The following is a 12,806-nucleotide window of genomic DNA, read 5'->3' as shown; positions in this document are numbered from 1 at the left end:
AGTGGGGAAAGACTATGGAAAAAGGAATAATTTTAGGCAATAGAATTCTAGATGTAGTGTTTATAGCTTGGTTTATAGCTCAGTTTTATAAAGTGATAATAACAATATTTATAGATAAAAAACTAAATATTAGAAGAATCTTTGAAACTGGGGGAATGCCAAGCTCCCATTCTTCAACAATGGCATCACTTAGTACAGCAATAGGTATTGCTCATGGGACACAAAGTAGCATTTTTGCAATAGCATTTGTTTTAGCAGGGGTTGTTATGTATGATGCTGCGGGAATAAGAAGAGCTGCAGGAAAACATGCAGGATTATTAAATACCTTACTAGATAGATTTGCAGCAAAAGTGGGGGAGAAATTACACGATGAAAAATTGAAAGAGCTTCTGGGGCACAGTCCTATGGAAGTTTTAGTGGGGGCTATATTAGGAGTGGTTGTAGCCTTTTTATTCAAAGGTTATATTCAAGCTTAAGGATGGAGAGTATGAAGGTAGATAAGGAATACATCGAGAAATTAAAAAAAGAAAGCGAAGATATTAGAAATACACTGATAGAGATAACTAGTAAAAATGGTGGACATTTGGCACCTAATCTGGGAGTTGTAGAATTAACTCAGGCAATATACGAAATTTTTGATCTACCGAATGATAAAGTACTTTTTGACGTAGGACACCAATCATACGTTTATAAATTATTGACAGGAAGAAAAGAAAAGTTTGGTACATTGAGAACAAAAAATGGGATAGGACCATTTTTAGACCCTAAAGAAAGTTGTTACGACTTTTTTATTTCAGGTCATGCGGGCAGCGCATTGTCGGCAGGGGCAGGAATAGCCACAGCTAATCCAAATAACAAAGTAATAGTTGTTGTAGGAGATGCGTCAATAGCTAATGGACATTCTTTAGAAGCGTTAAATAATATTGGAGAAAATATAAAAAATTTAATAGTTATACTTAATGATAATGAAATGTCTATCGGGAAAAATGTGGGCTCATTATCTAACTTTTTTGGTAGATTGATGGTGAGTAACGCTTATATGAACATCAGAAAAGATATTAGAGACATAGTCAGTAAAGGGCGAGTGGGAGTTCAATTAAAAAACTTGCTAGAAAGAATAGAGTATTCTGTTAAACAATTCTTTTTACCGTCAAGCATATCTGAAGTTTTAGGATATCAATTTTTAGGAGTTATAGATGGTCATAATTTAGAGTCATTGATAAAAACTTTATCCATTGCAAAAGATATGGAAGGGCCTGTTTTTGTGCACATAAAAACAGAAAAAGGAAAAGGTTACCATTTAGCAGAAGAAAATAAAGAAAAGTTTCATGGGATATCACCATTTAACCCAGAAACAGGAGAAGTTGAGTCAGGCGAAAAAAGCTACTCAAGTATTTTTGGTAAAAAATTAGTAGAGATTGCTGAAAAAGATAATGAGATCTATGCTATCTCAGCAGCAATGATAAAAGGAACAGGACTAGGAGAGTTCAAAAATAGATTTGAAAATAGATGTATAGACGTAGGAATAGCAGAAGGGCATGGTGTTACATTTGCTGCAGGATTGGCAATATCTGGAAAGAAACCCTATGTGGCTATTTATTCAACTTTTTTTCAAAGGGCTTTTGATCAAATGATTCATGATGTGGGACTTCAAAACCTACCAGTTAGATTTATTGTTGACAGAGCAGGAATAGTTGGAGAAGATGGGAAGACTCATCAAGGAATACATGATTTGAATATGTTTTTAAGCATGCCAAATTATAGAGTTATAGCACCTACAACAGGGAAAGAGTTAGAGAAAGTATTAGAATTTTCAAAAGATTTTAAAAGTGGACCTTTAGCCATAAGATTTCCTAGAGGGAAAAATTTTGAATTGAAAAATGATTTAGAGTTCGAATTAGGAAAGTGGACAGAAGTAAAAAAAGGAACAAAAAATCTTTATTTAGCAACAGGAGCAATGTTAAAAGAAGTAATTGAGATAGAAGAAAAACTTAGAGAAAAGGGATTGGATGGAACAATAGTAAGTTGTTCATCAATAAGACCATTAGATGAAGACTTCATTTTAGATGAATTTTCAAAATATACAAATATATTTACATTTGAAGATGGATATGAAAGAGGCGGATTTGGTTCTGAGATTTTAGAATTTTTAAATGAGAAAAAAATTAAAATTAAAATAAATATAATAGCTCTAGATAGTGTATCTATTCCGCATGGATCAAGAAATATACTTCTAGAAGATTATGGCCTAAGAGGCAAAAAACTAATAGATAGAATTGAGGGTAGCATTAATGGCGAAAAATAGTAATGCACTAAAGTTTATCAAGTTACTACTAGAACACGAGATGGTTTTGGATTTAGATCATCACGATGACCAGGGAGTAAAGATAACTACGCATACATATGATGTATTAAAAATATCTTTTGAAGAGATAAGAAGAGATTTTAGAGATTTAAAAGAAGCGAGAGAAAGAGTAGAATTTTTTTCTATAGTAGTTGGGGTTATTATTCACGATTTAAGTAAGGGAAGTATTAGAAAAGCTGATGAAAAATTATCACATTCTCAAATGATGATAAAAAAACCAGAGTATATTATAAAAGAAGCTGAGAAGGTTTTAAATGAGATTGAAGAGGCTTTAAATCTAAAAATAATAGATAAAATAAAGAAAAATATAACACATATAGTTATTTCACATCATGGAAAATGGGGGAAAATTCAACCCAATACTAAAGAGGCTCATATTGTTCATAGAGCTGATATGTATTCGGCGAAGTATCATAGAATTAACCCTATCGGTGCAGATAAAATATTAAAGCTGATGAGTGAAGGATTAAATATCGATGAAGTAGCTAAAAAATTTAGTTGTACTACAGGTGTAATTAAAGATAGATTAAAAAGAGCTAAACACGAATTGAGATTAAAAAATACAAAGCAATTATTGGGTTATTATAAAAGTAAAAAGAAAATTCCTATAGGAGATGATTTCTTTACTAAAAGAGTAAGAGAAACAGAAAAGTTAATAAAGGCTGTAGATAGAGAGGGATTTGAAAATTTAATACTAGAAAATCCATTGCTTAATTATCTAGAAGATATTAAAATCTTTGAAAAGGAAGGGAACGAATGAAAGAAAGAGTAGATGTTCTTCTAGTTGAAAAAGGATTTTACGAAACTAGAGAAAAAGCAAAAAGAGCAATAATGGCAGGATTAGTTATAATAAATGAAAAAAAAATAGATAAAGCAGGAACATCTATAAAAATAGATGATGAACCTGTTATAAGAGTAAAAGGTGACGCATGTAAGTATGTAAGCCGTGGTGGAATGAAGTTGGAGAAAGCTATTTCAGTTTTTAATATAAATTTTCAGGATAAAGTTGTTTTAGATGTAGGATCTTCAACAGGAGGGTTTACAGATTGTTCTTTGCAAAATGGAGCAAAATTTGTTTATGCTGTGGATGTTGGGACAAATCAACTTGATTGGAAATTGAGAAATGATAATAGGGTTAAGTCTTTAGAAAATATGCATATAAAAGATTTGACTTCAGTTGATTTAAACAATGAAAAACCAGATTATATAGTAATGGATGTATCGTTTATATCAATAACAAAAGTTATAGAACATCTGATTAAATTTTTTAATTCTGAAACAAAACTTATGGCTTTAATAAAGCCACAGTTTGAAGTTGGAAAGGAAAATATTGAAAAAGGTGGAATAGTTAAAGATAGTAAGAAACATCTAATGGCAATAGAGATGGTTGTGGAAGAAGCAAAAAAGGCAGGGCTTAGATTAAAGGCCTTAGATTTTTCACCAATTACAGGAACTAAGGGGAATGTGGAGTATATCTCCCTATTTGAATTAGGAGAAGATGACTCTCAGATTAATATTGAAGCTGTTGTAAAGTTAGGAAAGAACTTGGGAGGAGCTATATGATAAAACTGTTGAGAAATACTGGAGTAGCACTATTTTTATCCGGAATGATGCTTGTGAATACAGCAACATCTTATTCGGTAGATAATGGATTTATCACAAATATAAAAGAGTTAAAAGAGATGTCTGATATTATGAATATTATAAAAGAAAATCATGTGGGTGGCGAAAAAGATCCCACAAATATAACTCTGATGCAAGGAGCTTTAAAAGGTATGATGGAATCTTTAGATGATCCTCACTCTACGTATTTTACTAAAGAGGAGTTAGAAAGTTTTAAAGAGGATATAGAAGGGAAATACGCTGGCGTAGGAATGGTTATCCAAAAGAAATCAGATGAACCTTTGTTAGTTGTATCTCCAATCGAAGACACACCAGCATACTTAGCAGGAATTAAAGCTAAAGATAAAATAGTTGCAATAGATGGAGAAAGTACTTATAAATTAACAAGTGAGCAGTGTGTTAAAAAATTAAAAGGTGAACCAGGAACTTCAGTAAAACTTACAGTTTATAGAGAGGAAGCCAAAGAAACGAAAGATGTTGAACTAAAAAGATCAATAATAGAGTTGAAATATGTTAAAAGTAGAATAATAGATAAGAATATCGGCTATTTAAGATTGACTCAATTTGGCGAGGATGTTTACAAAGATGTAAAAAAAGATTTAGAAGGTCTTTTGAAAAAAGGAGCTAAAGGGATAATTTTAGATTTAAGAAGTAACCCAGGAGGATCTTTAGGACAGGCTGTAAAAATTTCATCTATGTTTATTCCAGAAGGTAAAATTGTGAGCACTAAAGGAAAAACAGGAGATGAAGAGATAGCATATAGAGAAGGAAAATATTTCGGAGATTTTCCATTAATAATTTTGATAAATGAAGGAAGTGCATCAGCTTCAGAGATTGTATCGGGTGCTATTAAAGATTATAAAAGAGGAATCTTAATAGGAGAAAAAAGTTTTGGAAAAGGAAGTGTTCAAACATTATTACCTTTACCGGATGGGGATGGAATAAAAATTACAATTGCCAAATATTATACTCCTAGTGGAGTATCTATACATGGAAAAGGGATTGAACCTGATATTTTAGTAGAAGAAAAGGATGACTTCTTATTTTTTAATGGTTTTGTGACTAATGTAAATGAAGAGGAAACAAAAGAGAATAGGAATGAAATTATAAAAGAAGTTAAGGGCGAAGAGGAAGCTAAAAAAATAATGTCCAAAGGGGATATTCAATTGGATAGAGCAGTTTTGGAAATGAATAAACTTCTAGAGAAAAAATAAGTAGAAAGAGGTAGAAAATGCTTTATATAGTGGCAACACCAATAGGAAATTTAGATGATATAACACTTAGAGCAATAAAGACCTTTGAAGAGGTCGATTTTGTTTTTGCAGAGGATACAAGAGTAACAAAAAAGTTACTAAATCATTTAGGGATAGAAAAAATTGTATATAGATATGATGAGCATACAAAAATGCATCAAATAGCAAATATAGCAAATATGCTAGAGAATGGAAATAAAATTGCTTTAGTTACAGATGCAGGTACACCGTGCATTTCAGATCCAGGATTTGAAATGGTTGATGAAGCTTTAAAAAGAGGGATAAAAGTGGTTCCAATTCCAGGAGCCAGTGCAATGACAGCAGCAGCTTCGGTAGCAGGAATATCAACGAGAAGATTCTGCTTTGAAGGGTTTTTACCTAAGAAAAAAGGAAGACAAACACTTTTAAAATCTTTAGCAACAGAAGAAAGAACTATAATAATTTTTGAATCACCTCATAGAATAGAAAAAACATTAGGAGATATTGAAACATTTATAGGTATTAGAGAAGTTGTAATAGTGAGAGAGATAACAAAATTATATGAAGAGATTTTGAGAGGAACAACAACAGAGCTGAGAGAAAAATTAGCTAAAAATCCTATAAAGGGAGAGATAGTTCTTCTAATAAAAGGTAACGAAAAATAGAGGTGAAGTAAAATGGCAATGACAAAAATAAACTGGTATCCAGGTCATATGAAAAAAACAAAAGATTTGATAAAGGAGAATATGCCTTTAATAGACATAGTTCTTGAAGTTGTGGATGCTAGAATTCCTCTATCAAGTAAAAATCCTGATATAGCAAGTTTTGCTAAAAATAAAAAAAGAGTTATAGTTATAAATAAAGCTGATTTAGTTACAAAAAATGAGATCGCTTTTTGGAAAAAATTCTTTAAAGAAAATAATTTTGCAGATGAGGTTTTAGAACTTTCAGCGGAGACAGGATTTAATATAAAAGCCCTTTATACAATAATAGAGAAGGTTTCTAAAGAGAAAAAAGAAAAGTTATTAAAAAAAGGTTTAAGAAAAATAAATACAAGACTTATGATTGCAGGAATTCCAAATGTTGGGAAGTCTAGACTAATAAATAGAATAGTTGGAAAAAATAGTGCTGCAGTAGGAAATAAACCAGGATTTACAAGAGGAAAACAGTGGATTAGAATAAAAGAGGGATTAGAACTTCTAGATACGCCAGGAATATTATGGCCAAAATTCGAAAATCAAGAAGTTGGATATAACTTAGCTATAAGTGGAGCAATCAGAGATGAAATATTACCAATTGATGAAGTTGCGTGTATTTTAATAGAAAAGATGCTTGCTATGGGAATGAAAAATGTATTAAAAGATAAATACAAACTTCACGATGAGGATTTTGATCAAGTTTCTGGAGGGTTACTAGAATCAATAGCACTTAGAATGAACATGTTACAAAAAGGTGGACATTTAAATGTTCAACAAGCAACATATACATTACTAAGAGACTACAGAGCATGTAAATTAGGTAAATTTGGACTGGATATGGATTTAGCTGAGCACTTAAAAGATTTATATAAATAGGAGAAATTGGAATGGATTGTAAATTAGATTTAGATTTAAATTTAGTTGAAAATATATTGATTAATTTTTTAAAAGAAGAGGCTACAAAAGTTGGGTTTTCTAAAGTAGTTTTAGGACTTTCAGGAGGAATAGACTCAGCAATAGTTGCTTATTTAGCAGCAAAAGCTTTCGGTGCTGAAAATGTTTTAGGAATACTTATGCCTTATAAAACATCGAGCAAAGAAAGTATTGAGCATGCTAGATTAGTTGTCGAAGATTTAGGAATAAAGTCAAAAGTGATAGAGATAACACCTATGGTTGAACCTTATTTCTTGATGAATCCTGATATGGATGGTCTTAGAAAAGGAAATAGAATGGCAAGGGAAAGAATGTGTATTTTATTTGATCATTCAGCTAAAGAAAAAGCACTAGTTTTGGGAACTTCTAATAAAACAGAGATGTTATTAGGATATAGCACTCAGTTTGGAGATGCAGCCTCGGCTATAAATGTAATTGGAGATCTATATAAGACACAGATTTGGGAGTTATCAAAACATATGGGTGTTCCAGCCCCTTTGATAGATAAAAAACCAAGTGCTGATTTATGGGAAGGACAAACAGACGAAAGTGAATTAGGATTTTCATATAAATTGGCAGATGAAATTTTATATCGATTGATAGATGAAAGAGAGAAAAAAGAGGATATTATAGACGCAGGATATCCTGAAGAAATAGTGAATAAAGTAATTTGGAAAATAAAAATATCACAATACAAAAGAAAATTACCGTTGATAGCAAAGATATCTACAAGAACTATCGGAAGAGAGTTTAGATATCCTAGAGATTGGGGAGTTTAAAAGGAGGAATTTTGAGAGGGGAAGAACAATTAAGAGAAGAGTTACAAGAATTCCAGAAAGAAAAAGAAAGAATTAGGAATATTGTAGGTCAAATCGGTGGCTCTAATAATAAACAAAATAAAATAGTGAATACATTATTGATAGTTATTATTGTAGCTCTTTTAGTTTTAGGTGGTGTATTCAACAGAATTACTCCTTCTTTAGCTGTTCAAGTAGCAATACTGTTTGGTGTTATAAAGCTAATTTGGATGTTCTATGAATCTCAAAGAGCAAGTCATTTTCAATTTTGGATTCTAAATTCTTTGGAATTTAGAATTAATGAAATATATAAAAAAACTAAAAAACTTGAAAAAGACTTGGAACTATTAAATAAAACAAAGGAGTAAAGAATATGTTAAATGATTTTAAAACTGCAGAAGAGTTGATGAGAGCAAGATATAATGCTTTTGAAACTGGAGATATAGATTTTTTAGTTGAAACTCAAGATCCAGATACAAGACATGACTTAGATGTTCAAGAGACAAAAAATTGGGCGACGGAATCGGAATGGTTAGGATTAGAAATTATATCAACTGAAGAGGGACAAGATGGTGATGATGAAGGAATAGTAGAGTTCAAAGCATCTTATAGAGAAAATGGAAAATTAACAGTTCACCATGAAAAAAGTAGATTTGTAAAAAAAGATGGTAAGTGGTTTTATAATGGATGGTTACCTCTTCAAGGTACAATAGTAAAAGACGATAAAATTGGAAGAAATGACCCATGTCTATGTGGATCTGGAAAAAAATATAAAAAATGTTGTGGAAAGTAATTTAAATTAACGGTGGGAGAGTAACAGATGAAAATAGCTATTATAGGATACCCAGATTCAGTAGAAAAAATATTTAGAACTTTATCAGTTCAGTATTCTGAAGTAACTTTTTTATCTTATAAAATTAATCAATTGGGAGAATCTTTAGATTTTTTAGAGGAATTAAAGGGGAAGGTAGATGGGATTTATTCGACAGGAATCGGTGTCTATTCAGAAATTATAAGTCAGTTACAGTTAGATATACCAATTGTTTATTCAAATAGAGAAGTTGGTGGAATATTAAAAGCTTTATGGAAAGTAAGGAATGATTATTCAGATTTAACGGTCTTAAAAATAGGGGCAGATATAGTAAAAACAGAAACATTAAAGCAAGTTCTAGAAGAGTTTGGAATAGAGCTAGCAAGTATTGATGTCCAAGAGTATTATGAAAATAAAAAAGAAACTGATTTTTTAGATGAACATATAAAAAATTTAGCTCAAAATAAGGTGAATTGTATATTGACATCTTTTGGTTACGTATATGATTATTTTAAATTAAAAAATATTCCAGTATATAGATTGCAAGCTTCGAAAAATGAGATAATTAATCAAATGGAAAATCTTTTAAAAGATATACAAATTAATGAAAACAATAAAAATAGAATTGGAATAAAAATAATAAAGATAATAAGAAAATCTAAAAAAGATGAAAACTTTTACGACAAAAGCATGTTTAAAATTAAACTGAATCAATTGTTTTTAAAATATTCTAAAATTATTCATGGAAATTACCAAGAATTTGGTAGTGATGAGTATATGTTTTTTACAACTCAGAGAATATTAGAAAAAAGTGAAAATCAGGAATATTTTTATAAACTATTAAATGAAGTGATAATTCCGAGCGATAAATTAGCGATAGGTATTGGATATGCTGAAAATATTCAAGAGGCATCAAAAAATGCTAAAAAAGCTTTGGAAATAAGTTTGATTCACGAAAAAGGGGAAGCTTATCTTTTTTCAGACAACAAGATAAGAGGACCTCTTTATAAGAAAAATAGATTGGACTATATGGCTAAAGTATCAGATAATATAAAAAAAGAAGCTAAAGAAATAGGAGTTAGTCCCAAATATCTTTATAAACTTAAATCAATCCAAGAAAATTTAGGGAAACGAGAATTCACAAGTAAAGAGCTCTCAGAAATGTTGGAGATTAGTGAAAGAAGCGTAAATAGAGTAATAAAACCTATTTTAGAAAGTGGATTTGCCACTACGATAGAGTATGAGCTTTGTTCTAAGGTTGGCAGACCTAGACGAGTAGTAAAGTTTAATTTTTAAAAAAGTTGGAAGTAGTGAAGTTACTTCCAACTTTTTTTATTTGACGTTAAACGCAGGTTAACAGTTCTGAAAAAGAACGTTTAAATTTAAAAATAAATAAAAAATACGAATTTTAGCTTGACTTTATCTTTAAAAAATAGTATTATCTAAAAAGATAATTAAAGACCTATTAAAGACGAAAAAGTATTATTGGGATAGGTAAATAAAAAAAGTTATAGAAAAGAGGGAATTATTATGAAAAGAAGTACAATTAATGTATTTTTAGTTGTAACAATAATTTCATTAGTCTGTGAAAAAATTGGGAAAGTACAACTAGGAAAAGTAGCTTTATTTCCAATGCTATTTGCGGTTATTATTGGAATGATGTTAACTCCTGATTTATTAGGAAAAAAGATTCAAAAATTAAGAGATATTATCGGAGAAAAAGAGATGAAAATAGCTTGTGATATGGTTATGCTTATTCTTCTGATGTTAGGAATAAAATTAGGAACATTTGTAGGTCCTAATATAGAAAAAATAATTCAAGCAGGACCGGCATTTTTAGCACAGGAGTTAGGACATATATTAGCCCCTATAATAGCAGTTCCTTTAGCATTAAAATTAGGACTTAAAAGGGAGACGATAGGAGCTGGTTCGAGTATAAGTAGAGAGGCCTCATTAGGTGTAATTGGAGAAAAATATGGAATCTCTTCACCAGAGGGAAGCGGAGTTTTAGGTGTGTATTTAGCAGGAACTATAGTAGGAACAATTTATTTTGGAATTTTAGGATCAATATCTATATACAGTGGACTTCATCCATTAGCATTAGGAATGGCTTGTGGTGTAGGGAGTGGAAGCATGATGACAGCTGCAGCTTCATCGTTAGCAGAAGTTGTAGGACCTCAATATGCTGAACAAGTATTTGCATACGCATCAACAAGTAATATGCTTTCAGGATTAACAGGAGTAAATATTTTGGTGTTTATATCACTTCCGTTTACAGAGTGGTATTATAAAAAATTAGAACCAAAATTTTTAAAAAAGGAAGTGGAAAAATATGCGTAGTTTTGATTTGAAAAAATATTTAATATACTTTTTATTGATGTCTATGGCAGGAGTTATAGTATTGACAGGACAAGCAATTGGAATGAAGAAACAATTTGTAGGAGCAATTCCAGGAATGTTTTTAATAATAGCGTTAGCACTTCTTTGTTTCGCAGTTAAAGATATGTTTCCTAAATTTCCGCTACCAGCATATGCACTTTCAACAATAGTTGGAATGATAGTGAGTATTCAAGCACTACCTTTTGCAAAGATTATAGCACCTGAAATAGGAACGGTAGAGTTTATGCCACTGTGTACTCCACTCTTAGCATTTGCAGGAATATCCGTTGGAGATAAGATTGAACAGTTAAAAGCTATGTCGTGGAAAATTGTTATAATCGCAGTTGTAGTATTTACAACAATATTCTTTGCTTGTGCACTTATAGCTCAAACAGTTTTAACATATCAAGGAGTAATTTAAATATCAGTAAATATAATTTAAATTTTATGGGAGGCTCAATATGAATATAAATGAAATTAAAGATAGAGTAATAAAGACTATTGATGAAAATAGAGAGATAATATTAAAGGCTGGAAAAGCTATGTATGATAATCCTGAGTTTGGGTATAAAGAGTTTGAAGGGACAAAAATAGTTTCAAATTATTTTCAAACTGAATTAGGATTAGAAGTTGAAGAAGGGATTGCTTATACTGGATGTAGAGCGAGAGCTAATAAGGATGCAACAGGTCCAAAAATAGCGATATTAGGAGAATTGGATGCAATTTCTTGTGGAGACCATTCTGATTCAAATGAATTAGGGGCAGTTCATGCTTGTGGACATCATATTCAAATTGCTGGAATGTTAGGAGCAGCAACAGGTCTTATAAAATCTGGAATTTTAGAAGAGTTAGGTGGAAAAGTTGATTTTATGGCAACACCGGCGGAGGAGTTTGTTGAATTAGAGTACAGAACAAAGTTAAGAGAATCTGGAAAGATAAAATATTTTGGTGGTAAGCAGGAGTTAATATATAATGGAGCTTTTGATGATGTTGATATGTCACTTATGTTTCACGCTCTTGATTTAGGAGATAAAAAAGTTTTAACAGGTCCTGTAAGTAATGGATTTATAGGGAAAACAGTTAAATTTATAGGAAAAGAAGCACATGCTGGATCAGCTCCACATGAAGGAATAAATGCATTGAATGCAGCGATGTTAGGAATAAATAATGTTCATGCACAAAGAGAAACATTTAAAGATAGCGATAGAGTTAGATTCCACCCAATTATTACAAAAGGTGGAGATATTGTAAACTCAGTTCCAGCAGATGTAAGAATGGAATCATATGTAAGAGCCAGAACTATTGAAGGAATGATTGATGCCAATAGAAAGGTTAATAGAGCTTTAATAGCTGGAGCGTATGCTGTTGGAGCAGAGATTGAATTAACTGAGATACCTGGATACCTACCAATATTAAGACATGATTCTATGGAAGATGTTTTAGCAAATAACGTAGAGTACTTAGGATTAAAAGATGATATGATAAAAGGTGGAGACTTCACAGGATCATTTGATTTTGGTGACGTATCTCATCTAATGCCGACACTTCATCCTATGTTTGGTGGAATCAAAGGAGCTTTACATACAAGAGAGTTTACTACAGTAGATGAAGAGATTGCAATCTTAATGCCGGCAAAAGCAATGGCACTAACAGTTGTTGAGCTATTGTTTGGAGATGCTACAAAAGCAAAAGAGATTTTAGCAAACTTTAAACCTGTCATGACTAAAGAGGAGTACTTAACTTTCATGGAGTCAAATGACAAGGTTATAAAAGCATAACAATAACTAATTTTCGATATTTTTCCTTTTAAAGAGGCTAGTAATAGCCTCTTTTTCTATTTTCGCTTTTATTTCATAACACCGTTCTTTAAAAAAATAAAATTACATAACATGTGTATGTAATAAAAATATTGTATTTATATGTATATTGACGTATAATATAAAACATGCTCAAAAAATAACATAACAA

General features: G+C 31.0%; 14 protein-coding genes. All 14 read left to right on the top strand.

The window, feature by feature from the left end; genetic code table 11:
* Window positions 1–14 precede the first annotated feature (14 nt).
* Window positions 15–476, top strand: a complete 462-nt coding sequence (locus Q0V67_RS08410; RefSeq protein ID WP_297598679.1) for a divergent PAP2 family protein — start codon at window positions 15–17, stop codon at window positions 474–476.
* A 2-nt stretch (window positions 477–478) separates the two neighbouring features.
* Window positions 479–2,305 carry a 1-deoxy-D-xylulose-5-phosphate synthase gene (gene dxs, locus Q0V67_RS08405; RefSeq protein ID WP_297598677.1) on the top strand — a complete coding sequence of 609 codons (1,827 nt, stop codon included), beginning with the start codon at window positions 479–481 and terminating at the stop codon, window positions 2,303–2,305.
* The gene (locus Q0V67_RS08400; protein ID WP_297598675.1) at window positions 2,292–3,125 is read left to right on the top strand and encodes an HD domain-containing protein; all 834 of its coding nucleotides are present in this window, start codon (window positions 2,292–2,294) and stop codon (window positions 3,123–3,125) included. Before dxs ends, Q0V67_RS08400 begins: the two co-directional genes overlap by 14 nt.
* Window positions 3,122–3,928: a TlyA family RNA methyltransferase gene (locus tag Q0V67_RS08395; protein WP_297598673.1), complete on the top strand. Its 807-nt coding sequence runs from the start codon at window positions 3,122–3,124 to the stop codon at window positions 3,926–3,928. Before Q0V67_RS08400 ends, Q0V67_RS08395 begins: the two co-directional genes overlap by 4 nt.
* Complete coding sequence (locus tag Q0V67_RS08390; RefSeq protein ID WP_297598671.1) at window positions 3,925–5,202, top strand: S41 family peptidase; 1,278 nt, start codon at window positions 3,925–3,927, stop codon at window positions 5,200–5,202. Before Q0V67_RS08395 ends, Q0V67_RS08390 begins: the two co-directional genes overlap by 4 nt.
* 17 nt (window positions 5,203–5,219) lie before the next feature.
* On the top strand, window positions 5,220–5,885 hold the full coding sequence (gene rsmI, locus Q0V67_RS08385) for a 16S rRNA (cytidine(1402)-2'-O)-methyltransferase (protein ID WP_297598669.1): 666 nt from the start codon (window positions 5,220–5,222) through the stop codon (window positions 5,883–5,885).
* A gap of 12 nt (window positions 5,886–5,897) precedes the next feature.
* Entirely contained in the window at window positions 5,898–6,794 is an 897-nt protein-coding gene (gene ylqF, locus Q0V67_RS08380) for a ribosome biogenesis GTPase YlqF (protein WP_297598667.1), read from the top strand.
* An 11-nt stretch (window positions 6,795–6,805) separates the two neighbouring features.
* On the top strand, window positions 6,806–7,630 hold the full coding sequence (locus tag Q0V67_RS08375) for an NAD+ synthase (RefSeq protein WP_297598665.1): 825 nt from the start codon (window positions 6,806–6,808) through the stop codon (window positions 7,628–7,630).
* Between the two features lie 11 nt (window positions 7,631–7,641).
* The gene (locus Q0V67_RS08370; RefSeq protein ID WP_297598663.1) at window positions 7,642–8,016 is read left to right on the top strand and encodes a hypothetical protein; all 375 of its coding nucleotides are present in this window, start codon (window positions 7,642–7,644) and stop codon (window positions 8,014–8,016) included.
* A gap of 5 nt (window positions 8,017–8,021) precedes the next feature.
* A complete protein-coding gene (locus tag Q0V67_RS08365) occupies window positions 8,022–8,441 on the top strand; it encodes a YchJ family metal-binding protein (protein WP_297598661.1) in 420 nt (139 codons plus the stop codon).
* Window positions 8,442–8,468: 27 nt separating this feature from the next.
* The gene (locus Q0V67_RS08360; RefSeq protein ID WP_297598659.1) at window positions 8,469–9,755 is read left to right on the top strand and encodes a hypothetical protein; all 1,287 of its coding nucleotides are present in this window, start codon (window positions 8,469–8,471) and stop codon (window positions 9,753–9,755) included.
* A 234-nt stretch (window positions 9,756–9,989) separates the two neighbouring features.
* On the top strand, window positions 9,990–10,799 hold the full coding sequence (locus Q0V67_RS08355; RefSeq protein ID WP_297598657.1) for a DUF3100 domain-containing protein: 810 nt from the start codon (window positions 9,990–9,992) through the stop codon (window positions 10,797–10,799).
* On the top strand, window positions 10,792–11,259 hold the full coding sequence (locus tag Q0V67_RS08350) for a hypothetical protein (protein WP_297598656.1): 468 nt from the start codon (window positions 10,792–10,794) through the stop codon (window positions 11,257–11,259). The genes Q0V67_RS08355 and Q0V67_RS08350 overlap by 8 nt, the downstream gene beginning before the upstream one ends.
* A gap of 40 nt (window positions 11,260–11,299) precedes the next feature.
* Entirely contained in the window at window positions 11,300–12,616 is a 1,317-nt protein-coding gene (locus Q0V67_RS08345; protein ID WP_297598655.1) for an amidohydrolase, read from the top strand.
* Window positions 12,617–12,806: the final 190 nt, after the last annotated feature.

The organism is uncultured Cetobacterium sp., assembly GCF_947072685.1.
Lineage (GTDB): Bacteria > Fusobacteriota > Fusobacteriia > Fusobacteriales > Fusobacteriaceae > Cetobacterium_A.
The sequence above is the reverse complement of the archived record's forward strand: the minus strand, read 5'-3'. Positions and strand labels throughout refer to the sequence as shown.